The sequence below is a fragment of the Nonomuraea sp. NPDC005692 genome (assembly GCF_040631115.1).
Lineage (GTDB): Bacteria > Actinomycetota > Actinomycetes > Streptosporangiales > Streptosporangiaceae > Nonomuraea.
Genome location: NZ_JBEXYU010000008.1, coordinates 63709 through 89939, shown reverse-complemented (window position 1 = coordinate 89939; position 26231 = coordinate 63709). Strand labels below are relative to the sequence as shown.

Here is a 26231-nt window from a genome sequence, read left to right as displayed (position 1 = left end):
CCTTGACCGGTCCCGCGGAGAAGCCGGAGCAGGTCCGCCTGGTCCGCACCGCCGACCTGGCGGATCTGCGCTTCGGTTTTCCCGGCCTGTCGTTCAAGCGCCCGTCGGCCCGCCGGATCCTGATCAGGGCCGTGCCGGACCGCGAGGGGCTGATCGTCGTCACGTTCGCCGCGCAGCACATCGTGGAGCAGGCGTTCTTCGAATCGGCCGGGGCCGGGCTGCCCGATCCCGTCCCGGTGCAGCCCCACCCGGCGCCTCCCGTCGTCTCCCGGATCAGCGGGCGCACCGTGCTGGTCTTCGTCGTGGGGCCCGACGACGAGGTCCCTTACACCGCCGAGGGCCTGCTGGCGGCCATGAAACGGCTGCCGCTGCGCACGGTGGGCGACCAGGGCCCGGCCGACCCGCTGCGCGACCCGGCGGGGGATCCGCGGACCGCGATCGAGCTGCCGTACCGGCTGCTGCTGTCACCGCCCCCGGACGTGCGCTGGACGCACCGCACGGCCCCCGCCGACGACGCGGAGCGGGTGGAGCTGTGGCACACGCGGGTGCGCGACACGCGGGCCAGAGCCGTGTGGACCAGGGACTTCCCCGGCGACACACCGGTCGATCCGCCGCCCGACCCGCTCACCACGTCGCTGACGCCCGCCGACCGGGCCGCGCTCGTCCACCTCACCAGCGACCGCGGGCTGTTCACCGAGCCGGGGCACCAGCCGTACGTGCCGGTGCCCGTCGAGGTCGGCCACCTGATCCTGTCCGCCCTGGGTGGCTGGCTCGACGCCCTCGGCAGCTGGGACCCCCGCCCGGCGATCACCAACGTCAGCCAGTGGCGGCACCGCGCGGCCATGGGCCGCGACCACTACGTACGGGTGCTCTACTCGGGCTATCTGTGCCCCTTCGGGCACCGCGCGGACCTGGTGAAGGTGACCGAGCGGAAGTTCGACCCCGATCGCCCGGAACATCCCGCCTACCTGGCCCAGCGCATCTTCATCACCTGCCGCGAGCCGGTCAGGGACTTCCCGCCCGGCACGGTCCGCCGCGACGACGACGGCGAACGGCTTGACGCCCTGTTCCCGTTCCGGCGGGTCGAGCTGCTGACCCTGGTCACCCCCGACCTCTCGCCGCCCGCCGAGGTCCTGCCGGTGCGTGAAGGGCAGTACGCCTTCTTCCCCGCCGTCCGCGACCAGGATCCGTTCCTGTTCAAGGTGCGCGCGACCGACCTGGCCGGGCGGGAGACCGAGTTCAGCACCCCGCTGCTGTTCCTCACCGAGAACTTCAACAAGGGCGCCGACCTGGCGGCGGCGGCAGCGGCGTACAACGCCCTGGACCCCGGGCCGTCGGAGACCCCGCCGGACCGGCTGAGCGCCGCCCTGCGCGGCGCCCGGGTCGCCGTCGCGGCGCCCGCCGCGCCCGACGACACCACCGTCGAGGCCGCGACCCTCGTCTGGGGGGCCGCCCTGCCGACGGACCGCGACGACCGGTTCTACCAGCGGATCCCCGGCTTCCTTCCGGTGCTGCGCTGGGCCTCGGCGGTGGTGCCGGCCGTGAGCAGGCTCACCGGCGCGCCCGGACCCCGCCCGGTCCGGTACGCCCAGCGCTACCGGCTGGCCGCCTTCGACCGGACGCCCGACAGGCCCGGCGACCCCGTCAACCCCGGCGAGGTCTTCCTGGAGCTGGTCACCGGCACGTCCCCGCTGGTCATGGACTTCGACGACCAGCGGGACCGCGCCGGCGGCCTGGCCGCGCCCACGTTCACCGTCGCGGGCCTGTCCCGGCTGACCGGGCCGGTCAGCGCCGCCAGAACGCCCGCCGCCAGAACGCCCGCGGCCGGGACGCCCGCCGCGGCGGCGGACCCGCTCGGCACGGTCGCCGACGGCACCTTCCGGCCCTCGGACTTCTTCGACGCGATCGGCGCGAAGCTGTTCGGCGTCATCCCGCTGTCCGCCCTGGTCAAGGCGGCCGGCCTGGACCAGGAGCTGAAGGCGCCGCGGTTCGTCACGCAGACCGTCAACGCCGCCACCGCCTTCCTCAGCGACCTGCGCCGCGCCGAACGCCAGCTCGTCGGCGTGGCCGCGCGCTTCCCGGCGGTCGCCGCCGCGGCCGGGCGGGTACGGACCACCGCGCTGACCCTCGCCGCCACCGTCGAGGCGTTCATCGCGGGCACGGCCGACCTCGGCCAGGTGGACGCGGCCTTCCGCGACTTCAGCGCCGCCCTGGACGCGCTCGGCACCGGCCTTCCCGCCGAGGTGGACCACGCCGTCGTCACGCTGCTCGGCCACCTGCGACAGGCCCTCGCCATCTGGGACGACGCCCCCGCCGGGGTGCTGCCGCTGCGGCAGGCGATCGAGACCGCCAAGGCCGGCCTGCGGCTGCCGGAGTCCGTCGCCGCCCGGCTGGAGTGGACGCCCGACATCCAGCCCTGGTCGTTGCGGGAGGGCGAGCAGCCGGTCTTCGTCCCGCACGACGGCCACGGCGACCCGGCGCGCGAGGGCCGCTTCTCCGTGGTCGTCGACCTGCGCGCCGGGCTGCGGCCGGACACCCGCCCGGCCGCCGACGTCACCTGCACGCTGGAGGAGTTCGACCTGGTGCTGCTGCCGGGCGTGCTGGAGGCGATGCGGCTGGACTTCCGGCGGATCAGGTTCACCGTGCGAGCCGGTGAGAAGCCCGACGTCGAGGTGGCGTTCCGGAACGTCGAGTTCATCGGGGCGCTGTCGTTCGTCGAGACGCTGCGCCGGATCATCCCGCTCGACGGGTTCAGCGACCCGCCGACGCTCGACGTCTCCCCGCGCGGCGTGCTGGCGAGGTACGGGATGCCGCTGCCGAACCTGGCGATCGGCGTCTTCAGCCTGGAGAACATCTCCCTGAACGCCTACCTGGACCTGCCGTTCGCGGGCACCCGGCCGCTGGAGATCGGGTTCGCGTTCTGCCGCAGGGACGCGCCGTTCCGGCTCACCGTGTCGTTGTTCGGCGGCGGCGGCTGGTTCGGGATCGTGTTGTCGCCCGACGGGGTCCGCGCGCTGGACGCCGGCCTGGAGTTCGGGGCCGCGGCGTCCGTCGACTTCGGGGTGGCCAGCGGCAGCGTGTCGGTGATGGCCGGGATCTACTTCCACCTCGACGCCGCGACCGGGCAGGCCGTCCTGTTCGGCTACTTCCGCGCCCGCGGCGAGGTGGACGTCCTCGGCCTGGTCTCCGCCTCGATCGAGCTCTACCTGGAGCTGGGGTACGAGGGCGGCGACGCGGTCGGCCGGGCGAGGATCACGATCACCATCGAGATCGGGTTCTTCGAGGAGTCCGTCGAGATCAGCTGCGAGAAGCGGTTCGGCGGCGCCCGGTCACTGGCGGCCGCCGCGGAGCTCGCCGAAGCCGCGGTCGTGGACGGCGGCGAGCCGGCCGGTTCCGCCGCGACCTTCGCCCAGATGATGGCGCCGTACCGGGATCCGGTCACCGGCGCGCGACGAGACCCGGTCGCCGAGTACTGCGGCGCCTTCGCGGAGGTGGCCTGACATGAGCGAACGGACCGGACAGAGTACGGGGGAGCGCATGGGCACGTTCAAGGTTCTGTGGACGGCGTTGCCGGCCGGGCCGGCCGGACCGGGCGAGGTGCGGCTGTCGGTCGCCGTCGGGCCCCGGCTGGAGGCGCCGCGCGGCCGGCTCGACGACGTCGGGGAGTTCACCGACTGGCCGAGGACGTTGCGCGAGACGGTGCTGCCGGCCCTGCGGGTCGTGTGGGACGGCCACGCGGCCCCGGTCGTCCCACACCCCGACCCGAGATCCCCGGCCCCCGACTCCGACCTGTGGGGGAGACTCTTCCCGGCCGCCTCGCCGGTGCGGTCGCGCTCCCTGGCCGCCGCGGGCGCCCTCGGCACGGCGGTCGCGGCGGGCTCGCCGGGCGTGCGGGTGTTGCGGTCGTTCCCCGCGGCGCTGGTCCACGAGCGGATCGCCACGCTGTACGACCAGATCGGCCAGGCCGTGATCAGCGACCGCCTCACGCCTCCGGGAAACGGCGAAGCCGCACTCGGCCGGCGCGGGGACGGCACCCTGCGACGGCCCTGGCGTCAGCCGTACACCGGTCTGGTCCGTGAGCTCCCGGTGGTCGGCGAGATGAGCAGGTTCAGCGGCGACCCCCAGGCCGCCTACCGGGCCATCGACGGCATGATCGGCGGGGGCGTCCGCGCCGCCGCCGACCTCGGCCCCGCCACCCTCGACCGGACGAGCGCGGCCTACCGGGGCGACGAGACGAGGTTCGCGCTGGCCGAGGCCGTCCGGTTCTACGACCGGCCCAAACCCCCGGGCGGCGGCGGCCCGGCGGGCGCGCAGGCCGTCCAGCCCCGGCCGGACCCGCCCGACGTGGAGTTCCACGGCGTCTGCGGCTTCCTGGCCGACTATCCGGAGCTGTGCCGCCGGCTCGGGCTCGTCCTCGACCTCGTGGTCCCCGTGCCTCCGGGGCTCGCCGCCGCCGGACGGCTCAGGGTGGCGTTCGAGGACGTGCCCCCGCCGTTCGACACCGACCGGCTGCGGCCGTGGACGCTCTTCGACTTCGCGCCGGAGGAGCGCTTCACCGCCGCCTCGCCGCCCGGGCACCCCGTCCAGGGCGGCTGGCTCGGCCTCGGCGGCGACGACTGGACGGTCACCGACGCCGACGTCGACGGCGCGGCCATCAAGGCGGCCGACTTCACCGCGCTGATCGAGCGCATGCACGGGCTGAGCGGGCCGAGCGGCCAGCCGAGCGCCCAGCACCTGGGCACCGGCACGACGGCGCTCCAGGGCGCCGGGCTCACCGTCTTCCACCGCGGACGCGACGCGTGGCTGGCCGCCCAGATCGGCGACGACGCCGCCCACCAGCGAGGAACGGGCGACCAGGTGCCCGAGCTGCACGCCGGGCACCTGGTCCGCGGGTTCCGCGTGGACGCCGGGGTTGTCGGCCCCGGCGGCGCGGTCACCGGCTGGCTCTCCCTGTGCCGCCGCCGGGGCTCCTACCTCATCCGCCGCGGCGGCCAGCCGCCGTACTGGATCGAGGGGATCGCCGACGACGAGGGCGCGGTCCGGGCGAGCGCCGTCACCCGCGACGCCACCAGGACCGACGAGCTGTACGTGCACCAGGCGCTGTTCGGCTGGGACGGCTGGAGCCTGGCCGCCCCGCTGCCCGGCCGCACGCTGGACAGGTTCGGCCGGCCGGTCGTCGCCGATCCGGAGGTGGACCCGAACTTCCCGCTCGACACCAAGTTCACGCCGGTGCCCGGCTCGCTGCCGGCGCTCCGGTACGGGCGCACCTACCGGCTGCGGGCCCGCGTCGTGGACCTGGCGGGCAACGCCCTGGACCCGGCGGCGCAGGCGCCCGCGTCCGCGCTGTCGCGGGCGATCACGTACTCGCGGTGGGAGCCGGTGCCGCCGCCCGTCATCGTCGAGCGAAAGCCGTTCAACGAGGGCGAGTCCAGCCAGTGCCTGGTCATCCGGAGCACCGTCACGGCCGCCGGACGCGACGTGCCCGCCTGGGAATGGGCCCTCGACCGCCAGAACGTCCCCGGCCACACCGACCACCCGCCCGCCGCCGACGGGCTGAGCCGCCGGTACGTCTACTACGACGAGCGGTTCGTCGCCCCGCCCAAGACGTCGCTGCAGATGGCCGAGCGGCACGGCCGGTTCGACGACGCCATCGGCGGCGACCGGCCGCAGGAGGTGCGCAGAAGGTTCTTCACGGCCGCCGCGCGCGAGTCCGGCACGTTCCTCGACACCGTGGTCAGCTACGCCGACGACCCGCGCCGCACCCGCGACCTGCTGTTCTTCGGCGAGATCGCGGTCGCCAAGCACGACCCCGCCGACCCCGAGCCGGTCACCCAGCTGCCCGTGACGCGCGGCGCCGGGCTGAAGCGGGGCGAGTTCGTCGTGCACACCGCCTCCGAGCTGATCCTGCCGTACCTGCCCGACGTCCTGGCCAGGGGCGTCACGCTGTACGGCCTGCCGGGCGCGCCGCCCATCCACCCCGTCTCCTTCTACGACGGCTTCCACGACGTCTGGCCGGACGCGGCGCCGTTCACGCTGCGGATCGAGGAGGGGGACGGGCCGCCGCGATGGCAGGACATCCCGCGCCGGCTCACCGTCCACCTGCCCAAGGCCGAGATGGCGACCGTACGGCTCAGCTGCCGGCTCACCGCGGCCGACCTCGCCCTCCTGCCCGTCTGGCAGCGCCTGCTCGTCTCGGACTTCTGGCGCGACCTGACCGACGCCGAACGGGAGCTGATCGCCGAGGAGACCGTCGCCGGGCTGAACTGGCTGCTCACCCCGTACACGGAGCTGCGCCTCGTGCACGCCGTCGAACGCCCGCTGTCGCCGCCCGCGCTCGCCGGGCTGGACTTCGATCGCGAGCCCGAACAGACCTTCGCCGACCTGCGGGGCACACTGCGCTCGCACCCCCGCAGCACCGGTCACGTCGACATCGACGCCACCTGGACGCGCTGGATCGACGACGTCACCGAACCGGCCCCCCGCCGGATCAGGGAGCACGCCCACGTCGGCCGGGTGGAGCTGGCACACTCCGACCGCGACGAGGTGCGCCTGCCGCACTCGGCCACCCCGGTCCGCCACGACTTCGGCGACACGCTGCACCGCAACGTCGCCTACCGGCCGACCGCCACCACCCGGTTCCGCGAGTACTTCCACCCGTCGATCACCGCCGATCCCGGCCTCGTCACCAGCACCGGCGAGCCGAGCGCCGGGCCGTCCGGGCGGGGCTGGCCGGTGCCCGCGAGCAGGCGGCCGGAGCCGCCGAAGCCGTCGTACCTGCTGCCCACCTTCCGGTGGAGCCGGCAGGAGGACCGCCGCGACCGGCGTTTCGTGTCGGTACGCGACGGGGCCGGCGTCCGGGTGCACCTGGACCGGCCGTGGTTCTCCTCCGGCGACGACGAGTTGCTGGCCGTCGTCCTCGACCCGCCCGGGGGCGACGCGCTGCCCGGCCGGCTGGCGACCCGGTGGGGCACCGATCCCGTCTGGTCGGACGCGACCGTGCTGCCCCCGCCCGCTCCCGGCAACTTCCCCGGACCCGTCACCGCCGTCGGGCTGCGGCTTGCCGAGTCGGGGGAGGGCCGCGAGCTGACCGGGGCGGTCGTGGCGTACGAGCCGTCGTACGACGCGGCCAAGCGCCTGTGGTTCGCCGACGTGGACGTGGACCTGGGCGCGGCCGGGCGGGAGTCGGCCTGCTTCCCCTACCTGCGCCTGGCCCTGGCCCGCTACCAGCCGCACGCGCTGACGGGGCTGGAGCTGTCGCCGGTGGTGCAGGCCGAGTTCGCGCAGCTGGTGCCGCGCCGTACGCTGACGGTCGAGGAGGTGTCCGGCGGGGGGCTGCGCGTCGTCCTGGCCGGGCCCGCCGCCGCCACCGAGCTCGGCGCGCAGGCCGGTGCCGGGCTGCCCGGGGTCGCGGCGAGCCACCGCGTCACCGCGACCGTCCAGCGGCGGCCCTTCACCAGCGCGGAAGAGCTCGACTGGACGGACACGCCGATCACGGCCGAGCTGACCTGCGGCACGGCCCAGACCGGCTACCAGTGGTCGGCGGTGATCCCGCCGGCGGTGCTGGACATCGTCTGGCAGTACCGCCTCCTGGTGGAGGAACGCGAACGCTACCGCACCGACCCCGGCACGGCCGACGCGACAGTCGTCATCGACGCCGCCGGGGGCGGTGTGCAGGAGCGGATCCCGGTGGGCGAGCGGCTCGCGCACGCCGACAGCGTCCCGCTGCGCGCCCGGCTGGGGCGGCTGGTCATCGACTTCGACGCCTAGCCGGGCCGCCCGGCCGTGACCGGCGGCGACGACCGCCGGTCACGGCTCCCGGGGGGCGTGGCTCATGGCCTCGGGGCGGCCGGGGCTCACCGGTCGGGTGGCGGGCCTACCGGTCGGGTGGCGGGCCTTCCGGGGCGGCCAGCAGGCTCAGGGCGCGGCCCGCTCCCGGCACGCGGGCCAGGTTGGCGCTGATGCACGCCGCGGTCTCGCGTACGGCGTCGGCCAGCAAGGGCAGCCGGTTCGTGCCGACCACCACGACGGCCGCCGCGGCCACCACGGCCCCCGTCGGCGCGCGCACGGGGGCGGCCACACATCCCAGGGGCGGCAGGGCCGCCTCGAAGTCGAACGCCACCCGCCGTTCGCGGGCGTCACCGATCCGCCGCGCCCATTCGGCCGGGGAGTGCCCCTCCGGCAGGCTCCAGCCGGGCTCAGGACGGCGGCCCGACGCCGGGTTGCCCACCGCCAGCACGACCTCGGCGGCGCTGGCCACCGGCAGCACCAGGCCGGGACGCATGCGGAAGACCTCGTCCACGGCCGGGTCGCCGATCCCCGAGACGACGATGACGTCGTCGCCGTCCCTGACCGCGATGGTCACCGCGCATCCCGCGGCGGCCAGCCGCCGCATCGGTCGTACGGCGGCCGTGCTCAGCACCTGGGCCGGTGACCACCGCTGACCCCAGCGGAACATGCGCGTGCCGATGCGGTAGCGGCCGCCGTCCTCGCGGTGGACCAGGCCGAGGTCGGTGAGCCGGCACAACAACCGGTGGGCGGTCGCCTTGGGCAGGCCGGTGGCCACGGCGAGCTGCGTCAGCCCGGCCTCCTCCACCCGCGCGAGCTCCTCCAGCACCGCGAACGCGCCGTGCAGCACCCCGCGCCCGGCGGCGGGCCCGGCTCGTCCGTCGTCCCCGTGGCCGCCGCCGATTTCTTCCGGGCAGAATTCCATCGCGCACCCCCCGGGTCGCACTGACCCACCCGTTCGTATCACCGGGACGGATGCGCTCCACAGATTCCCGACCGCTATATGTGACTAACCAATCACTCCAAGTGACGACGCGAGGCGAGTGCGCACTTCGGAGCCTGCGTCGCAAGGGGTGTGGACGGCTATAGGCGAGTTTCTCCGTCGATAGGGTGACGTGTCGCGATGACACGACTACTTATCGTGTGCGAGCGGTATCAGTCGTTCGGCCGGACGAGCACCGGCGACGGGTGCGAGCAGTTCGCGGAGACGCGCCCTTCGCCGGTCCTTCCCCGTGTGCCGCAAAGCCCCGCCTCCAGGAAGGGACTACATGCGCAGCAAAGTCGTCGCGGTCTTCCCGGGCACCGCAGCCATGCCCTCCGCCGGGGTGCTGGCGCCCCTGGCCGCCCGTACGCCGGCCGTCTCGGAGCTCCTGTCGGAGATCGACGCCGTCGCCGCCGAGTACGGCTCGCCACCGCTCAGCGCCTACCTCCTCACCCCGGACGCCCCCCGCCCGCCCGGCCCCGAGAGCCACTACCTGGCCCTGATGGCGGTGTCGTCAGCCACCTTCGACACCCTCGTACGGGAAGGGCTCCAGCCGTACGCGCTGGTGGGCCACGGCCTCGGGGAGTTGTGGGCCCTGGTCGCCGCCGGGGTCCTGAGCGCGGGCGACGGCGCCCGCCTGGCCTGCGCACGCAGCCGCGCACTGACCGGCCTGGACTGGCCGGGCGCGATGATGTCCCTCGACGTCTCCGCCGTGCAGGCCCGGCACCTGGTCGCGCTGCTCGACCATCCCCATCTCGTGGTCGGCTGCGACGACACGCCGCGGCGGTGCGTACTGTCGGGGCCGCGCGAGCTGATGCCGCCGGCGGCCCGGATCGCCGGACACCTGGGCTGGACGAGCGCCGCACTCCAGGTCCCGCACCCCGCCCACACGCCCGCGGTCGCCGCCGCGGCCGCCGATCTGAGAGGCCGCCTGTCCGGCGTCAGGACGGCCCCGGCGCGCTGGCCGGTGTTCTCGCCGACGCTGGGACGCCTGCTCACCCCCGACGACGACCCCGTCGCCGTCACCGCCGACGCCATGGTCGTCACCGTGCACTTCCACCAGGCCGTCAGGGGGCTGGCCGCCCGCGGCGCGGAGGTCTTCCTGGAGTGCGGGGCGGGCGAGGACGCGGTCACGCTGGTCCGCGCCATCGTCCCCGCCGCCACCGCCGCCTCCCCGCTCGCCGCCGGCGGCCCCTGGCGGCCGGGCGAGTCGTCCCGCTCCGCCGTCCTGGACATCCCCGAACCGGCGCCGAACGGCTCCGCGCCCACACCGGCTCCCGCTGTACACGGCGGCCCTGCCTTCTTCGTCGACCAGATCGAACCGTCGTGGCGCGACGGACCCGCAGAGATCGATGACGGCCCCGTGGAGCTCGGCCGGCGCGGCGAAGCGGCGGAACGCGTCGCGTTGCCGCAAGCCGGCGCCGGGCTCGTGCCCGCCCCGAGCCGTCCGGGGGACGCCGATCAGGAGACGGGCCGGTCGGGGGTGGCGGGTGTCGCGCCGCTCGGGCAGGTGGCGGGGCGGTCGGGGGTGGCTGGTGGCGCGGGGCTCGGGCAGGTGGCGTGTCCGCGGCTTGCCCCTGCGCCGCCACTCGCGCCGCCGCTCTTCCCGCCCGTCGACCGCATGTTGCCCCCGGCGACACTGCTGCTGTGCGGCGGGGCCGACGTCCTGGCGTTGCGGGCGCTGACCGACGATCGCGACGACGTGGTGGTGGCCGACGCCGACACCATCGACTGGACCTGGCTCCCCCTGACGCCCCGGCACCTGCGGGTGGTCGCCCGCCCAGGCCCCGACGCCGGACCGGTGCACGAGGCGATGATCGCCACCGCGGCGCGCTTCCCGCACCTCCACAGCATCGCCGCCCTCGTCATGGACGCACTGCGCCAGGAGGTGGCGCCGCACCCGATCGCCGGCCTGTTCGCGGGGGCGATCCAGCCGCTGGCCGCCGAGCTGGCCGGCTGTGCCTGCGTCGCGGTCGCGACCGCGGACGTCGACCTGCCCGCCGCGCTCGACGTCCTGGCCGCCGAGCTGGAGGCGGCGCCCCCGCTGCTGGCCGCCTTCTACCAGGGCCCGCAACGGCTGCTGTACGAGCTCACCCCCGCCTTCGGCGAACAGTCGTGGCAGGGGAACGGACGGTCGTGGCCCTCGGCGACCAACACGGCATGAACGCCGCGCCTCCCCGTCGCCGACATTCCGGGGAAGCGACTCCTGACGAGACCGCGCCTTCCGTCTCCGCGACTCTTTGCGTACGCTGCATGACGGTAAGTGACAGGCAAGCATTCGTTCAGGAGGGGCATTGCGCAAGACAAGGCATGTCGCGGCGGTCGTCGCCGGGTCCGTCGCCCTGCTGTCGCTGGGGCTCACCACGCCCGCGTCGGCTGCCACGGTCCTCGACTGCGACACCTTCGTCCACAACAACGACAACTATCTCGGCATCGCGATGTGCAGCAATCCGACGGGCGAGACCTGGCGGTTCCGGGCCGTGGTCACCTGCGGCTGGGCGCCCGACGTCGTCGGCGACTGGGTCGACCTCCCGCCGGGTCGTTCGGGCCAGTCCCAGGGCGTCTGCGGCCGGCTCGGCACGGGCGTCGGCGCCGTGGGCGTCGACGAGCGCCGCGTCTGAACCGGACAGATCGCGAGCCGCCGGTGAGGAACTCTTGACCACGGCCGAGAGCCCTTCACCGGCGAAGCCACCCTCAGCCGCCGCCGACGTGCGGCCGTGAGGATCGGCCGATGCCCTCTCCGTGCGGCGTGCGGGCATCGGTCCGTTCCTCCGGGTGGCCGTCGAACGGCGGGGTGCCGGTCACGATGGCGCTTCCAGGTGGACGCGGTGCCGGCGCCTGCGCGAGCTCGATCGGGGTCACGGGCCGGGAACTCGAGGTGCCGGGCGGACAGTATTGGTATGTGGATATGTCGATGCGTGCCCGGATTCGTGCTGGGGATCAGACGGCCTTCTCGTGGCTCTTCGACGAGTACGCCAAGGCCGTCTACAACCATGCCTTCCGCCTGACCGCCAACTGGAGCGAGGCGGAGGACGTCATGGCGTTGACGTTCCTGGAAGCCTGGCGATTACGAGCGAGGATCGACCCCGAGGGCGGCTCGCTGCGGCCGTGGCTGCTCGGCATCGCGACCAACGTCTCCCGCAACGTCCGCAGGGCCGCCCGCCGCCACGACGACGTCCTGGCCAGGATCCCCAAGGGCGAGTCGGTGCCCGATTTCGCCGAGGAGGTGGTCGGGCGCATCGACGACGCAGAACGGCTGGCCGCGGTCAGGCGGGCGTTCGGCAGGCTACGCAAGCAGGAGCAGGACGTGTTCGCGCTGTGCGTCTGGGCCGCGCTGGACTACGCCCAGGCGGCCGAGGCGCTGGGCGTCCCGGTGGGCACCGTCAGGTCCCGTCTGTCGCGGGCACGGAAGAAGCTCACGGAGTTCGCGGAACGCGAAGGACTCACGGACCCCGGGAAACGCGGGAATCTCGGCGAAGTCCCGGGATTCGGGGAACTCGCCGGGACGAGCCGACAGGTAACAGGTGACCCAGGCCCCGCCAAGGAGGAGATCCGATGAACATGCCGGTTGAGCGTGATCTTTCCGAGGGCCGTCGCCAACTGCTCAAGGAGTTCGTGATGACCGAGATCGAGAAGGCGCCCCGTACCCGTCCGTCCAGGGTCAGGCTGCTGGCTCCCGTCGGCGCGCTGGCGGCCGCCGGGGCCGTCGCCGTCCCGCTGCTCTTCGGCGGCCCGGCGTACGCGGTGTCCAGGGCGTCCGACGGGTTGATCGACATCAGCTTCAGCGAGGCGCGGGACCCCGAGGGGCTGCAGGCCGAGCTGCGGGCCCTGGGGGCGAACGTGGTGGTCAGCTACGTGCCCGACGGCAAGAAGTGCGGCCCGGAGCCGCGCGCGGCCCGCTTCCTGAGCAAGGAGGAGGCGCCGCTGTCGGTGTTCCCGCGGCCCGAGGGGCATGAGGCCGGCTTCGTCATCGACCCCAAGGTGATCAAGGAGGGGCAGACGGGCGTGCTGGAGTTCAGTGTCAGCGAGGAGAGGAAGGTCGCCGGGATCTGGGCGCGCGTCGCCGAGGGGCCGGTGGCCGACTGCGAGCTGGTCGACACCACGGACGCGCCGCTGTCGCACTGACGCCACGCTCCGGCCGTTCCCCGCGGGGGAGGTGCCCCACGCCGCGCGTCGAAGTCGATCATCACGGCATGCTGGAGGGCGGGGACGACACTTCGGGCCGTCCCCGCGACCGTCCGGCGGCGATCCCGGTCAGTGGGCGAGGCCGATGGAGGTGGGGATGCTCCAGGGGCCGCAGTCGGAGCCGAAGGTGCCCTTGTCGCAGCCCTGGACGACGAAGGCGAACGTGTTGACCTCGTGGCCGTTGGTCGTGGTGCCGACGCCGTCGCGCACGTACGGGGCCATCACGTACTGGCCGCTCCAGGCGGTCAGCCGGCCCGTCCGGACCTGGGTGGCCTTGCCGCCGTCCTTGCTCCAGCGGACGTTGAAGAAGTCCCAGTCACGGCCGAGGCCGCTCCACTTGAAGACGAGGTTCTGGCCCTTCTGGTAGACGCGGACCAGGGTGCCGTCGCCGAGGTTCGGGGACCAGACGATCTTGCCGTTGGTGAAACGTTGCCAGGAGCCCTTCTTGTCCGGGTATCCGTACTCCTTGGTGGTGGGGCAGCCGTACACGCTCCGCTCGCCGCCGTTGGCGCGCCACAGGCCGCCGATGAGACTGCCGCCCGGCGCCACCAGCGACGGATCGCACGCGCTGCCGGTCGCCGCCGCGGGCGCCGGTGTGACGAGGCAGAAGGTCGCCGCGAGTACGGCGGCGGCCGGGCCGGTTCGGGATGGTGAAGCCGCGCGGTGCATGGGCGTCCTCTCGTCGAAGGCGTCGGGGCGTGCGATGGGGACCGTTCCGGGAGCCTTCGGGTGACTCAGCAGTGCTTGCTCAGCGACATGCGCTTGACCAGGTCGAACAGGTCGGGGTCGAACTGTCCCTTGGCGATCCAGCGATAGGTCCGGCGGTCGTGCAGGTTCTTGACGAACTTGGTGCTGGTGCTGCCGTACACGCGTATGTCGCCGAGCAGGGCGCCGGCGCCGTCCTTCAGGTGCGCCCACATCAGCCAGGCGTCCTCGTCGCCGAGGCTGGAGACGGTGGCGTCCAGGCGCGCCGTGCCGTTCGAGTACAACGTCCAGGTCGCGCCGGGCTCGATCGTGCAGGAGCCCGCCGACAGGTAGCCGCGCCAGACGTACGTCTTCTGCTCCAGGGCGGACGCGCCGGCCGTCGCGGTGACGGACGACGCCAGGACGACGGCGGACACGAGCACGCCGGTGATCTTGCGGACGCCTCTCATGAGGACTCCTCGGGACGTGGGGGGAAGGGGGGTACGCCGAATCGGACCCCGGGTGACCGGGACGGCGGGGGAGGTCAGACGGCGTTGTCCGGGGGCGGGCCGATGACCTGGTAGCCGTGACGGGCGGCGACCTCGGCCAACTGGGCGAGATCGGCGTCCCCGGCCGCGACTTCGGCGGCGAAGTGTTCGAAGCCGGCGGGCCAGGTGAGCTGGAGCAGGCGCAGCGGAGCCTCCTGGCCGTTGGCGAAGGCGTGCGGCACCCGCCGGGGGAGCAGGACGAAGGCCCCCGCGGCGACCTGCCACGACCGCTCGCCGCAGTACATCCGAGCCGTTCCCGACAGCACGTAGAACGCCTCGTCGTCGTCCCGGTGCACGTGCAGGGGCGTGGCGAAGCCCGGCGGGCATTCCTGCTCGATGACGGTGAGCCGGTCGCCGGTCGCCGCCCCGCCCGCCTTCACGGTCATGGTGGTGCCGAGGAACGCGTGGACGGCGCCGCCGCCGGCAGGCAGATGGAGCGCGCTCAAGACCGTCTGGACAGGGTGTGGCGCCGGATCGATGGACGTCATGCCTCACCACCTTTTGTAGCCTCACTCTAAAGTGCTACTCTAAAGTGGTACTCTAAATCGATGGACGACGTCAAGAGCCCCAAGCGGCGCTCGGCCCAGACCAGAAGCCGGATCGTGACCGCCGCCCAAGGGCTGTTCGTCGTGCGGGGCTACGCCGGCACGACCTTCCAGCAGGTCGCCGACGCGGCCGAGGTCTCGGTGCAGACGGTGTACTTCCACTACGGGACCAAGAGCGGGCTCCTCAAGCACGTGGTCGACGTCGCCTCGGCCGGGGACGACGAGCCCGTGCCGCTGCTGGAACGTCCCTGGTTCGCGGCCTTGCAGGCGTCGCGGGACCCGGTGGAGGTCGTACGGGGGTGGGTGCACCAGAGCGGCGTCATCCTCGGCCGCGTCGCCCCCGTCCTGGCCGTGGTCCGCGACGCGGCGGCCACGGACGCCGACATGGCCGCCCAGTGGGCCGTCAACAGCGAGCAGCGGCACACCGCCCACGGGCAGGTCGTCGCCATCCTCGACCGCCTGCGCGCCCTGCGGCCCGGCCTGACCGCCGACCGGGCCACCGACATCACCGTCGGGCTGCTGTCACCGGACCTGTTCCTGGTGATGACCCGCGAGTGCGGCTGGACGCCGGCGCAGTGGGAGGACTGGAGCGCCGACCAGCTCTCCCACGCCCTCCTGCCCTCCTGACCACCCGGCAGATCGTCAGGGCGGGCGGGTGGCCGGACGGATGGTCAGTCGGTCGGCTCCACGTCCGGTTCCTCGTTCTCGCCGGACTCCTCGGCCACCTCGCGCCGCTCCTGCGCGACCTTCTCCTCCGGATCGGGCGGTGGCTCGACCGGCTCCGCGGGGATCGGCCGAGGAGTGTCCCGCACTTCGACCCCCGCCCGCGCGGCGGTGGTGTCGCTCTCCCCGTTGACCCGTCCGACCGCGGGCGGCATGTCCTCGGGCAGCTTGTCCTGTTCGTCCATGACCCGCAACTGCCCTGACCTTGACCTCTTGAACGAAGAGCGCCCTGCTCGGCATCTGAGGCGGCCGTGGCCCGCGGCTCACGAGCGGAGCCATTCGGCCAGTTCCTCGGGCCCGGGTGGCTGCATGCCGCGGCGCAGCAGAGCGGCGTGCAGCGCCAGGACCGCCTGCTTGAACGCCTGCTGGTCCGTGCAGCGCGACCGGGCGGGCAGATCCGGGCGTTGCGCGCTGACCGCGCGTAGTGCGCTGGGCCTCTCGCGGCGGGTCGTGACGCACGTCCCGGGGAAGCCTTCGCGTCACGGAGGTTCCGCTGTTCGGCGGTCAGGCCGCGCGGCGGGCGCGGTTCAGGACGAGGGCGCCGAGGACGATGGCGGTCAGGCCGAGGATCAGGTCCAGGTAGCCGCCGACGATGCCGTAACCGGTGCCGGGACCGCCCTTGGCGGCGGCGATGACCCAGCCGCCGATGACCATGCTGGTCACCCCCGTGGCCAGGGCGACGACGGCCCCGCGCTTCCCGGTCGCGGCCACGGTGCCGGTCCCCGTGCCGGTGCCGGGGGTGGCGCGGCGGCGGAGGCGGCCGGTGGAGCGGGCCAGGGTGAGGCCGCCGGCGGCGACGCCGGCCAGGCCCAGCCCGGCGGCGATCAGGGACCACAGCCGGCCGGTGGTCATGGCGTAGGCGGCGACGGGGTCGGCCTGGGCCGCGAGGAGGTGGTCGATGAACATGAGGGGTTCCTTTCGCCTGGACGTCGACGTGGGAAGAGCATGGCCGCCGGGCCCGCCGCCGGTCGTCCGGCGGGAGCGGGTTTCTCGGGGTGCCACCGGTGCCGCAGCCGGCTACCGCACGGGCGGCAGGGAAGCGCGGACGTACCGCGTCCGCGGTAGGCGGCGGGTGATCCTCCTGCCCGAGTCGTACGGCCGGACATGCGGCTATGGTGCGCGTATGAGCACAAGGCGGCTCGGCGTCGGGGCCGGGGTGATCGACTGGCTGATCGCGGCCGGCGTGGCGGCGGCGCTGGTGGTCACCGGGTTGTCCGGGCAGCCTTCCGCCACCCACCTCGCGCCGCTCGGCTACGCGCTGCTGGCGGGCGGCGGACTGGCGCTGGTCGCGCGCCGCCGGGCGCCGGTCCCCGTCCTGGCCGTGACGGGGTTGTGCGCGGTGGGGTACCAGGCGGCCGGGTTCGACGTGCCGGCGGTGGCGTACCTGTTCGCGGTGTACGCGGCGATGCGGGCCGGAAGACGGCTGGTCACCGTGGCCGCGAGTGTGATCGTGCTGGCCCTGCTGCCGCTGGCCGCGATGGCCTCCGGGCTGCACGACACGGGCGAGGCGTTCGCGCAGGCCAGGGGGGCGCTGGAGCTGGCCTGGCTGGTCGCGGCCGGCGCCGCGGGCGAGGCGTTGCGGCAGGCGGAGGGACGGGCGGAGGAGGCCGAGCGCACCCGGGAGGAGACCGCGCGGCGGCGTGCCGACGAGGAGCGGCTGCGCATCGCGCGGGACCTGCACGATTCGCTCACCCACCAGATCTCGGTCATCAAGGTGCAGGCCGAGGTGGCCGTCCACGTGGCCCGCAGGAAGGGGGAGCAGGTGCCGCAGGCCCTGCTGGTGATCCAGGAGGCCGGCCGCGAGGCGACCAGGGAGCTGCGCGCGACCCTGGAGGCGCTGCGCGACGACACGACTCCGCCGCACGGCCTCGACCGGGTCCCCGAGCTGCTGGAACGGGCCAGGACCACCGGCCTCGACGCGACGCTGACGATCGAAGGACAACGACGGGACGTGCCGGCCGCGGTGGACCGGACCGCGTACCGGATCGTCCAGGAGTCCCTGACCAACATCGCGCGGCACGCCGCCGCCGCGAGCGCGGAGGTCCGCATCGACTACCGTCCCGACGCGCTGGCGATCCGCGTGGACGACGACGGCACGGCCACGCCGGACGCCGCCCCCGTGCCCGGCGTCGGCCTGATCGGGATGCGCGAACGCGTCACCGCGCTCGGCGGCAGCCTGCGGGCCGCGCCGCGCGGCGCGGGCGGCTTCACCGTCCAGGCCGAGCTGCCGATGGACCGCACGCCGTGATCCGGGTCCTGCTGGTGGACGACCAGCCGCTGCTGCGCGGCGGGTTCCGCGCGCTGCTCGACCTGGAGGACGACATCGAGGTGGTCGCCGAGGCCGCCGACGGCGCGCAGGGCCTGGCCCTGGCCAGGGAGCACCTGCCGGACGTCGCGCTCATCGACATCCAGATGCCGGTCGTGGACGGCATCGAGGCGACCCGCCGCATCGCCGCCGACCCGGCCCTGGCCGGCGTGCGCGTCGTCATCCTGACCAACTACGGCCTGGACGAGTACGTCTTCAACGCGCTGCGCGCCGGCGCGGCGGGGTTCCTCGTCAAGGACGTCGTACCGGAGGACTTCCTGCACGCCGTGCGCGTCGCGGCCCGCGGTGACGCGCTGCTCGCGCCGTCGATCACCCGCATGCTGATCGACCGGTACGTCACCCGGCCGCCCGCCGCCACCGCCGGCGAGGAGCTGCGGGAGCTGACCAACCGCGAGCGCGAGGCCGTCGCCCTGGTCGCGCGGGGGATGTCCAACGACGAGATCGCCGCCCACATGGCGATCAGCTCCATGACCGCCAAGACCCACGTCAACCGGGCGATGGCCAAGCTGCGTGTCCGCGACCGCGCCCAGCTCGTGGTCCTGGCCTACGAGTCGGGGCTGGTGACGCCGCGCACCTCGTGACGCGCCGGGAGTCAGGCGGGCACGTCGTCCAGCCGCCAGCACAGCTCGTCCACCACGCCGACGACGCCGTTGACGCCGCAGGTCCGGCGGACGGCGTGCGCGGCGTCGGACCTCCGGTCCATCCGGCCCGACAGCGTGACCACGCCCTGCCGCACCGAGACCCGCACGTTCCGGGTGTCCATCCACAACGCCCGGTGCAGGACGTCGTCGCGGACGACGGCGGCGATCTCCTCGTCGCCGCGCAGGAACATCCTGACCAGGTCACCGCGGCTGAGGATGCCCACCAGGCGGCCGTTGTAGTCCACCACGGGGATCCGGCGCACGTCGCGGGCGTTCATCAGCCGGGCGGCGGTGACCGCCGACCTCTCGGCGGTGATCGTGACCGGCGGGCTCGTCATCAGCTCCGCGGCCGTGACCGCGGTGGTCTTCCTGCTGCCGGGCCGGTGGCGCACCCGGGACAGCAGCGGCGGCCGGTAGTCCTCGCCGGGGAACCGCTCGCGGAACTCCTCCTTGCACAGCAGGTCGGACTCGGAGACGACGCCGATGACGTGCCGGTCGTCGTCGAGCACCGGCACGGCGCCGATCCCGCGGCCGGCCAGCGCCTCGGCGATCTCCTTGAACGGGGTGGCGGCGCCGACGGAGACGACCTCGCGGGTCATCACGTCCTCGACGGTCAGGTTCATCGTTCACCTCGGGGGTTCTCGGTCCTGCCTCCATCCCATCCGGCGGGGCGGCCCCGCCATAGGGGCGTAGGTCCCTGGACGGCGGGCCGGGAGTCCCCGCCGGTTCAGGGGCGCTCGCGCACCACCGCGACGGTGCAGCGCGCGTGGTGCAGGACGCCGCGCATGACCGAGCCGAGCACGAACGAGCCCAGCCCGCTCCTGCCCTGCGAGCCGAGGACCAGCAGGTCGGCCCGGTCGCCCGCGGCGACGAGCGTCTTGACGGGATGGCCGCACTGGACGTCCGCGATCACCCTGACGTCGGGATGCCGTTCCTGCCAGGGGGTGAGCTGCTCCCTGGTGATGCGCAGGTGGCTCTCCCGCAGGGCCTCGATGTCGCAGGAGAAGTCGGGCGCCAGCGCGAACGGCAACGGCCAGGCGTGCACCGCCCGCAGACTGCCGCCGCGCAGCTCGGCCTGCCGGAAGGCGTAGTCGAGGGCCGGCTCGCAGGCGGGGGAGCCGTCGACGCCGACGACGACCTCGTCGTGGGAGGCGGCGTCCCCGTCGCGGACGACGACCACCGGGCCCGGCGTCTGACCGGCCACGCTCATGCTGACCGAGCCGAGCACGGCCCCGGCGAAGCCGCCCGCCCCCCTGCGCCCCACCACCAGCTCGGCGGCCTCGGCAGCCTGCTCCCGGAGGGCGACCGACGCCTTCCCGGCCATGACCCGCGTGCTCACCTCGACCGTGGGCCGGCGTTCGCGGGCGATCTCCTGCGCCTTGGCCAGGATCTCCCGCGCGCGTTCGGTCATCGAGCTCTCCCACTCGACGGCGGCGATCTGCGGAACCTGGTACGGCCAGGTCTCCACCACGGACACGATCCGCAGCGCGGCCCCCGCCCTGCAGGCGTCGTCGGCAGCCCACGCCACGGCGTCGAACCCGGACGGCGATCCGTCGACACCCACCACGACCAGCTCAGACATCGCTCATACCTCCCCTACTCATTCAGCCGTCCGGGAGGTGAGCGGACAGGATCGCCAGCCCCAAAACTTGGAGAAATCTGGCGGCGGGGACGAGCGCGGGCGGCCCCGAACGGCTTCCGGCCCGCGAACTTGGGGTTTCTTCGCCGGCTCCTGACTTTGGGCAGGCGGTGGCCGAGGAAGATCCACGGCCGGGAGGGCATCATGCCGGGACGGATCATGGTCGGCGTGGACGGGTCCGCGCCGTCGGACGCCGCGTTGGGCTGGGCCGCCGACGACGCGGCGCGTACGGGCGCGGAGTTGCAGATCGTGCACGCCCTGGACCGGCAGCCGTACAGCGTGGGCAGGTTCCCCGACTTCGGGCAGTGGAACAACCTGCTGCTGGCGGCGTCCAGGGTGCTGGAGCGGGCCGAGGCGGCCGTCCGGGCGCGGCAGCCGTCCGTGCCGGTGCACGCCGAGATCGTGGAAGGGACGCCCGCGGCCGTCCTGCAGGATCAGGCGCGGCAGGCGGACGAGCTGGTCATCGGCAACCGGGGGCTGGGCGGGTTCGCCGGAGCGCTGCTCGGGTCGGTGACCACGCAGGTGGCCGGTCAGGTGCGGTGCCCCGTGGTGGTGGTGCGCGCGGACCCGCCGGAGCGGGTCGGCGAGGTCGGCGTCGGGATCGACGACTCCGGCGTCTGCGAGCCGGCCATCGGCTACGCCTTCGAGCAGGCCAGGCTGCGCGGCGCCACGCTGCGCCTGATCCACGCCTGGCAGATTCCGGTGCACGCCTTCGCGCCGGAGATCGCCTACGACGTGGAGGAGGTCCGGGCCGCCCAGCGTGCGGTGATCAGGACCAGGACGGCCGGATGGCGGGAGAGGCATCCCGACGTGACGGTCGTGGAGGACGTGCAGAGCGCGCATCCCGTCGAGGCGCTCACCGGCGCCCCCTGCGACCTGCTGGTGGTCGGCTCCCGCGGCCGGGGCGCGTTCGGCTCGCTGTTGCTCGGCTCGGTCAGCAGAGGGGTGCTCCACCACGCGCACTGCCCGGTCGCGGTGATCCGTCCCGCCGACGACGCCGGGGGTCACGAGCCGCGGTGACGGGAGGGCGGCGCGATCAGGGGCTGCGCCGCCGCCCCCAGTCCTCGCCGGCCCGCGCCCACTGGATCTCCCACTCCTGGTAGCGCCGCCGGTCCGTCCACCACCGGAACCCCGCGAACCCGCCCGCGGCGGCCAGGGCGATCACGGACATGAGCAGGAGCCCGGTCACCACACCCCTCGCCCGCAGGACCGTACGGGCGGTGGGCGGCGGCACGGGCCGGCCGGCGGCGTCGATCCACAACGGGACCGTCGAGCCGGCCCTGGCCACCCCGGGGACCGGCACCGGGCCGCTTCGCGCCGCGCCCGAGGACGTCGTCCAGCTCGCCATCGCCCGCTGCTCGCCCACCGGCATCTCGGTGAGGGCGACGCGGGCGGCCGGCGCGTCGGCCAGCAGCGTCGCCCTGACCTGGTGCCGCCCCACGGCGTGCGCGCTCTCCTCGTGGAGCGCGCCCTCGTAGGCCAGCCGGCCCACGACGACGGCGGGCCAGACGCCCGCCAGCACCACGAGCCCGGTCACCAGCACGGCGAGCGCCTCCAGCCGGTCGGAACGGCGGCGCAGGGGATTGCCGTCGGGACGGTACAGGCGTACACGCCGGGCCAGAAGGTCGATCAACGCTTTCAACGGACACCTCCTTGAAGCACTGTGCGGGTGCCCCGGCGGGGACGGCAGGGGCGGGCGGCTCTTGACGGGAGGACCTTCGTCCCGAGTCCGTCAGGACGGACCGGGCGGCCCGGCGTTCGGATCACGGAGGACAAGGCGTGGTCACCCCGCCATCATGAACGAACCAAGAAGATCAACATGGCCGTTCTCCTGGGAAGACGTGCCAAGAGACCGCCCCGGCCGCCTCAGCCCGGCTCCAGCGAGCGGGGGATCGAGTCCGACGGCCCGGCGGGATGCCCGGTACGCCCCGCCGCGTCATAGATCTTGACCCACCGGATCCCCGGGAACTGCTTGAGCGTCGGCCTGATCTGGTCGGCGATCGTGACGGCCGACCCGCCGCCGTCGACGGGGCCGGTCAGGTGGACCCTGGCGATCCCGTCCGCGACGGTCAGCCGGCCGAAGCCGGTGGCCTTGGAGCTGACGAAGCGCAGGCCGCGCGCATGCTCGGCCTCGGTCGGGCCGGCGAACAGCCGTTGCAGCGCGCCGTAGGCGGTCGCCGGCGGGGCCACCGGGCGGGTCACCGCCGCCGTGCGCGGGCTCCGGCCGGTGGTGTCGAGGAAGTGGTCGCGTACGGGCACGGTCCGGTAGGACGTGGTGAGGTCGACGACGACCCGGCTGGGCCGGGTGAGGGTGCGTACCTGGTAGGGCACCCGTCTGGCCAGGCCGACGCCGAAGGTGAGCGTGGCCTCGAAGTCGCCGGTGTTGACGACCTGGACGACGCCGGGCAGCGCGTAGGTCCGGCGGGTGGGGCCGTAGCTGACCCGGCCCCGGCGGTCGTGGCCGTCGGCCTGGTCGAAGCGGACCTGGAGCAGGGCGTCGCCGACCGCGCCGACCGTCCGTCCGGAGCCGTCGGCGATCAGCCGGGACACGTAGCGCACGTCGTGCCGGGCCGGGACGGGGCCGCGGAACTCGAAGACCAGCCGGTCCAGGCCGGGCAGGTGCGCTGCCCGGATGCCGACCAGGACGGGGACGGCGGCCTGCCGCGCGGCCCGCGCGGGTAAGGCCGGCACGCCGGTGACGGTCACCGCCAGGGCGACGGCGACGAGGGAACGGATCGGGACCATGATCATCATCTCTTTTCCCGTGAACGATCCTGGTCCCAGACTGACGCGCGCGACCGCGGGGCGACACCGCCGGACGTCCTGAACTCCGTGGCCTTCCGGCTCCGGCACCGGAAGTGTCCTTGGACCCTCGTGGCGCGGGTCCTCCGGCCCTGTGGCGGGCGGCCTGGGAGGTCCCATCCTGGTGGGGTAGGCCGGACAGAGAAGACCGGACGTCCCGACGCGGTCGTCTTCTGGAGGTGGACCATGAGCACGTGCTCGCCGAGACAGGCCATGGACGCGGCGGTCGAGGCCGGTCGATGGGCCCCTTCCGTGCACAACACCCAGCCGTGGACCTTCTCCGTCTCCGACGTGGAGATCGGGTTGAAGGCCGACACCGGCAGGCAGCTCAAGGCCGGTGACGTGGCCGGGCGGGAACTGGTGATCAGTTGTGGCGCGGCGCTGTTCACGATGTGCGTCGCGATGCGATGTGCGGGGTTCGAGCCGGTCGTACGGGTTCTGCCGGATCCCGATCGGCCCGGGTTGCTGGCGACGGTCAGGCCGGGCCGGGAGAGCGAGCCGGACGAGGTGACGCGGGTGCTCGGGGGCGAGATCGAGCGGCGTCACACGCATCGGGCGGGTTTCGCCGACGTCCCGGTCCCTGATCGGTTCGTGGAGTCGCTGGTGAGGGCGGCGATGAGCGAGGGGGTCCGGTTGACGCCCGTCCGGTCGGCGGCGGCGGTGGAGGTGCTGGCCGCGCTGACCCGGGCGGCGCAGGGCGTGCAGGAGCAGGACCAGCGGTTCGGCCTGGAGGTCGTGCGGTGGGCCAGGCCGCCGGGCAGCACGCGGGGCGACGGTGTGCCGGCCGGGAGTTACCCGCGGGAGGGCGCGCCGACGGAGGCGGTCTTCCCCCAGCGTCACTACGCGTGGCGGCAGGGCTGGGGCGCGCCGGGCGGCCAGGACGAGACGGCCGTCGGGGTGGTCGCCGTGCTGACCACGCGGGCGGACGACCGGCGGGAGTGGCTGGCCACTGGCCAGGCGCTGCAGCGGGTTCTGCTGCAGGCCTCGGCGCACGGGGTCAGTGCCGCCTTCCACACGCAGGCCCTGGAGCTGGAGCTGTTGCGGGAGTTCCTGCGGCTGGAGCTGTTCTCGGGGGAGCACCCGCAGATGATCATGCGGCTGGGAGTCACCTTCGAGGAGAAGGGCACGCCCCGGCGTCCGCTCGCCGACGTCCTGGAATGAGCGGAGCGCCCTTCGAGAATCCGCAGGCATGGGGACCGACAGGCTGCGCCGCAAGCCGTACGAGAAGGAACTGCTCCGCCTCCAGGCGGAGCTGGTGGAGTTGCAGGAGTGGGTGCGGGCCGAGGGGCGGCGCGTCGTGGTGATCTTCGAGGGGCGCGACGCCGCGGGCAAGGGCAGCACGATCAAGCGGGTGACCGAGTACCTGAACCCGCGGGTGGCCAGGATCGCCGCGCTGCCCGTCCCGACCGACCGGCAGCGGTCGCAGTGGTACTTCCAGCGGTACGTCGAGCACCTGCCGGCCGCGGGGGAGATCGTGCTGTTCGACCGGAGCTGGTACAACCGGGCCGGTGTCGAGCGGGTGATGGGGTTCTGCACGCAGGAGGAGTACACGCGCTTCCTGCACCAGTGCCCGATCTTCGAGAGGCTGCTGGTCGAGGACGGGATCCTGCTGCGCAAGTACTGGTTCTCGGTGAGCGACGCCGAGCAGGAGCGGCGCTTCCGCGACCGGCTGGCGGACCCGATGCGCCGGTGGAAGTTGTCGCCGATGGACCTTGAGTCGATCACCAGGTGGGAGGAGTACTCCCGGGCCAAGGACGAGATGCTGGTGCACACCGACATCCCCGAGGCGCCCTGGTACGAGGTGCAGGGCGAGGACAAACGGCGGGCCAGGATCAACATGATCGCGCACCTGCTGTCCACGATCCCCTACCGGCGGGTCGTGCGGGCGCCGCTGGAGATCCCGCCGCGACCGCCCGCCACCGGCTACCGGCGTCCGCCGCTCCGCCCCGGGGGGTACGTCCCCGACGTCACGGCCGACCTCTGAGCGGGCCGGCCTCCCGCGCCGACGTGGCCCGCGCCATGCTCGCCGCGCTGGGCCGCCCGGAGGCGGTCCGGCAGGTCGTCGGCGTGGCGAACCGACCCGGCTCGCCGATCAGGGAAATCCGGCGTACCGGAACGGATCCTCCCTTGTGGGGGAAAAGATGATTGTCTTTGCTTGTGTCCGGTGATCTGCTCGACGTCGTCCTGGTCGTCCTGGTGGTCGGGTTCGGCGTGGCGGGGTTCCGGCAGGGCTTCGTCGTCGGGGTGACGAGCTCGATCGGGTTCGTCGCCGGATGCGTGCTGGGCATCTCCGTCGCCCCCGCCGTGACGAACGCGCTCGTGACCGGCGACGTCCCGCAGACGGCCCTGGCGGTCGTCATCGTGTTCCTGATCGCGCTGGTCGGCCAGTTCGCCGCGTCCACGCTGGGGGTGCGGTTACGCACGTACCTGCGCGGCGAACCGGCCTGGATCCTGGACTCCCTGGGCGGCGGGCTGGTCAACGCCATGTTCGTCCTGCTGGTCGCCTGGCTCGTGGGCAGCCTGCTGGTGTCCGGCCCGTGGACGCTCGTGGTGGAGCAGATCCGCGGCTCGGCGCTGCTGTCCACGCTCGACGAGGCGGCGCCCCAGGCGGCGCGGGACTGGCAGCGGCCCTTCAAGCAGTTCATCGACCGGTCCGACTTCCCGCCGGTGCTCGACGCCATCGCCGGGCTGAGCCCCGTCCGGGTGCCGCCGCCGGACGTGGCCGTGCTGCGCAGCCCGGCGCTGCGGCAGGCCAGGACGGGCATCCTGCAGGTCCAGGGGACCGCCTCCTCCTGCGGCAAGCGCATCACCGGCACCGGGTTCACGTACGCGCCCGACCACATCATGACCAACGCGCACGTCGTGGCCGGGGTGGACACGGATCTGCAGGTGGTCGACCACCAGCAGCGGCCGCACCCGGCGCAGGTCGTCTGGTACAACCCGCGGCGGGACGTCGCGGTCCTGTACGTCCCCGGCCTCGGGCTGCCCCCGCTCTCCTTCGACACCCGGGCCAGGGAGGGCCAGGACGCGCTGGTCGCCGGCTACCCGAACGGCGGCGGCTTCACGCCGGAGCCCGCCCGCGTCGCCGTGCGGCAGCGGGCCGGCAGCCCCGACATCTACCAGGCCTCGCAGGTGACCAGGGACGTCTACCTGGTCCGGGGCAAGATCCAGCAGGGCAACTCCGGCGGCCCGCTGCTGGCCGTGGACGGCCGCGTGCTGGGCGTGATCTTCGCCGCCGTCGCCGGGCAGGTGGAGACCGGCTACGCGCTGACCGCCGGCGAGGTCGCCCCCGACGCCCGCCAGGCCGCCACGGCCACGACCCCCGTCAGCACCCAGTCCTGCGACTGACCCGGGCCCGCCCGCGGTGACCG

At 73.9% G+C, this 26231-nt stretch carries 23 protein-coding genes; 13 read left to right on the top strand and 10 right to left on the bottom strand.

What is annotated here, in order from left to right; genetic code table 11:
• Positions 1-2: 2 nt before the first annotated feature.
• Positions 3-3500, top strand: a complete 3498-nt coding sequence (locus ABZ459_RS19465; RefSeq protein ID WP_357971740.1) for a hypothetical protein — start codon at positions 3-5, stop codon at positions 3498-3500.
• 1 nt (position 3501) lies between these two features.
• Entirely contained in the window at positions 3502-7767 is a 4266-nt protein-coding gene (locus ABZ459_RS19460) for a hypothetical protein (protein ID WP_357971738.1), read from the top strand.
• Positions 7768-7873: 106 nt separating this feature from the next.
• On the opposite strand, the gene ABZ459_RS19455 is transcribed toward ABZ459_RS19460, so the two are convergent.
• Positions 7874-8710 (bottom strand): helix-turn-helix domain-containing protein, encoded by an 837-nt coding sequence (locus ABZ459_RS19455; protein WP_357971736.1) that lies wholly within the window; start codon positions 8708-8710, stop codon positions 7874-7876.
• 343 nt (positions 8711-9053) lie between these two features.
• Here ABZ459_RS19455 and ABZ459_RS19450 point away from each other — a divergent pair, with 343 nt between their 5' ends.
• From ABZ459_RS19450 to ABZ459_RS19435, 4 genes are all read left to right on the top strand, one after another.
• Complete coding sequence (locus ABZ459_RS19450; protein ID WP_357971734.1) at positions 9054-10931, top strand: acyltransferase domain-containing protein; 1878 nt, start codon at positions 9054-9056, stop codon at positions 10929-10931.
• A gap of 130 nt (positions 10932-11061) precedes the next feature.
• Positions 11062-11388 (top strand): hypothetical protein, encoded by a 327-nt coding sequence (locus tag ABZ459_RS19445; protein ID WP_357971732.1) that lies wholly within the window; start codon positions 11062-11064, stop codon positions 11386-11388.
• Between the two features lie 293 nt (positions 11389-11681).
• A complete protein-coding gene (locus ABZ459_RS19440; protein WP_357971730.1) occupies positions 11682-12326 on the top strand; it encodes an RNA polymerase sigma factor in 645 nt (214 codons plus the stop codon).
• The gene (locus tag ABZ459_RS19435) at positions 12323-12892 is read left to right on the top strand and encodes a hypothetical protein (protein ID WP_357971728.1); all 570 of its coding nucleotides are present in this window, start codon (positions 12323-12325) and stop codon (positions 12890-12892) included. The genes ABZ459_RS19440 and ABZ459_RS19435 overlap by 4 nt, the downstream gene beginning before the upstream one ends.
• 129 nt (positions 12893-13021) lie before the next feature.
• Here the strand turns inward: ABZ459_RS19435 and ABZ459_RS19430 are convergent, their stop codons facing one another.
• The 3 genes from ABZ459_RS19430 to ABZ459_RS19420 all read right to left on the bottom strand — a co-directional run bounded on the left by ABZ459_RS19430 (position 13022) and on the right by ABZ459_RS19420 (position 14630).
• Positions 13022-13621 carry a hypothetical protein gene (locus tag ABZ459_RS19430; RefSeq protein ID WP_357971726.1) on the bottom strand — a complete coding sequence of 200 codons (600 nt, stop codon included), beginning with the start codon at positions 13619-13621 and terminating at the stop codon, positions 13022-13024.
• A gap of 65 nt (positions 13622-13686) precedes the next feature.
• Positions 13687-14106, bottom strand: a complete 420-nt coding sequence (locus ABZ459_RS19425; RefSeq protein ID WP_357971723.1) for a DUF6294 family protein — start codon at positions 14104-14106, stop codon at positions 13687-13689.
• A gap of 74 nt (positions 14107-14180) precedes the next feature.
• Positions 14181-14630, bottom strand: a complete 450-nt coding sequence (locus ABZ459_RS19420; RefSeq protein WP_357971721.1) for a cupin domain-containing protein — start codon at positions 14628-14630, stop codon at positions 14181-14183.
• Between the two features lie 102 nt (positions 14631-14732).
• Between ABZ459_RS19420 and ABZ459_RS19415 the strand changes: the two genes are divergently transcribed.
• Complete coding sequence (locus ABZ459_RS19415) at positions 14733-15356, top strand: TetR/AcrR family transcriptional regulator (RefSeq protein ID WP_357971719.1); 624 nt, start codon at positions 14733-14735, stop codon at positions 15354-15356.
• A gap of 44 nt (positions 15357-15400) precedes the next feature.
• Here the strand turns inward: ABZ459_RS19415 and ABZ459_RS19410 are convergent, their stop codons facing one another.
• Positions 15401-15637, bottom strand: coding sequence for a hypothetical protein (locus tag ABZ459_RS19410; RefSeq protein WP_357971717.1), 237 nt, complete (start codon positions 15635-15637; stop codon positions 15401-15403).
• Between the two features lie 319 nt (positions 15638-15956).
• Positions 15957-16358, bottom strand: coding sequence for a DUF6223 family protein (locus ABZ459_RS19405; RefSeq protein ID WP_357971715.1), 402 nt, complete (start codon positions 16356-16358; stop codon positions 15957-15959).
• Positions 16359-16575: 217 nt separating this feature from the next.
• Here ABZ459_RS19405 and ABZ459_RS19400 point away from each other — a divergent pair, with 217 nt between their 5' ends.
• Together ABZ459_RS19400 and ABZ459_RS19395 are read left to right on the top strand one after the other, a co-directional pair.
• A complete protein-coding gene (locus tag ABZ459_RS19400; RefSeq protein WP_357971713.1) occupies positions 16576-17700 on the top strand; it encodes a histidine kinase in 1125 nt (374 codons plus the stop codon).
• Entirely contained in the window at positions 17697-18359 is a 663-nt protein-coding gene (locus tag ABZ459_RS19395) for a response regulator transcription factor (RefSeq protein ID WP_357971711.1), read from the top strand. Before ABZ459_RS19400 ends, ABZ459_RS19395 begins: the two co-directional genes overlap by 4 nt.
• A gap of 11 nt (positions 18360-18370) precedes the next feature.
• On the opposite strand, the gene ABZ459_RS19390 is transcribed toward ABZ459_RS19395, so the two are convergent.
• Positions 18371-19042 (bottom strand): CBS domain-containing protein, encoded by a 672-nt coding sequence (locus tag ABZ459_RS19390; RefSeq protein ID WP_357971709.1) that lies wholly within the window; start codon positions 19040-19042, stop codon positions 18371-18373.
• A 104-nt stretch (positions 19043-19146) separates the two neighbouring features.
• Complete coding sequence (locus ABZ459_RS19385) at positions 19147-20001, bottom strand: universal stress protein (protein ID WP_357971707.1); 855 nt, start codon at positions 19999-20001, stop codon at positions 19147-19149.
• A 201-nt stretch (positions 20002-20202) separates the two neighbouring features.
• On the opposite strand from ABZ459_RS19385, the gene ABZ459_RS19380 reads away from it, so the two are divergent.
• Positions 20203-21078 (top strand): universal stress protein, encoded by an 876-nt coding sequence (locus ABZ459_RS19380; RefSeq protein WP_357971705.1) that lies wholly within the window; start codon positions 20203-20205, stop codon positions 21076-21078.
• 16 nt (positions 21079-21094) lie between these two features.
• Here ABZ459_RS19380 and ABZ459_RS19375 read toward each other — a convergent pair whose 3' ends face one another.
• Positions 21095-21700, bottom strand: a complete 606-nt coding sequence (locus tag ABZ459_RS19375; protein WP_357971703.1) for a hypothetical protein — start codon at positions 21698-21700, stop codon at positions 21095-21097.
• A gap of 224 nt (positions 21701-21924) precedes the next feature.
• Positions 21925-22803 carry a GerMN domain-containing protein gene (locus tag ABZ459_RS19370; RefSeq protein WP_357971701.1) on the bottom strand — a complete coding sequence of 293 codons (879 nt, stop codon included), beginning with the start codon at positions 22801-22803 and terminating at the stop codon, positions 21925-21927.
• Between the two features lie 243 nt (positions 22804-23046).
• Between ABZ459_RS19370 and ABZ459_RS19365 the strand changes: the two genes are divergently transcribed.
• The 3 genes from ABZ459_RS19365 (at position 23047) to ABZ459_RS19355 (ending at position 26208) form a co-directional block, all read left to right on the top strand.
• Positions 23047-24021, top strand: a complete 975-nt coding sequence (locus ABZ459_RS19365) for a nitroreductase family protein (protein WP_357971699.1) — start codon at positions 23047-23049, stop codon at positions 24019-24021.
• A gap of 28 nt (positions 24022-24049) precedes the next feature.
• Complete coding sequence (gene ppk2, locus ABZ459_RS19360; protein ID WP_357971697.1) at positions 24050-24844, top strand: polyphosphate kinase 2; 795 nt, start codon at positions 24050-24052, stop codon at positions 24842-24844.
• A gap of 173 nt (positions 24845-25017) precedes the next feature.
• Complete coding sequence (locus ABZ459_RS19355) at positions 25018-26208, top strand: MarP family serine protease (RefSeq protein WP_357971695.1); 1191 nt, start codon at positions 25018-25020, stop codon at positions 26206-26208.
• Positions 26209-26231 lie beyond the last annotated feature (23 nt).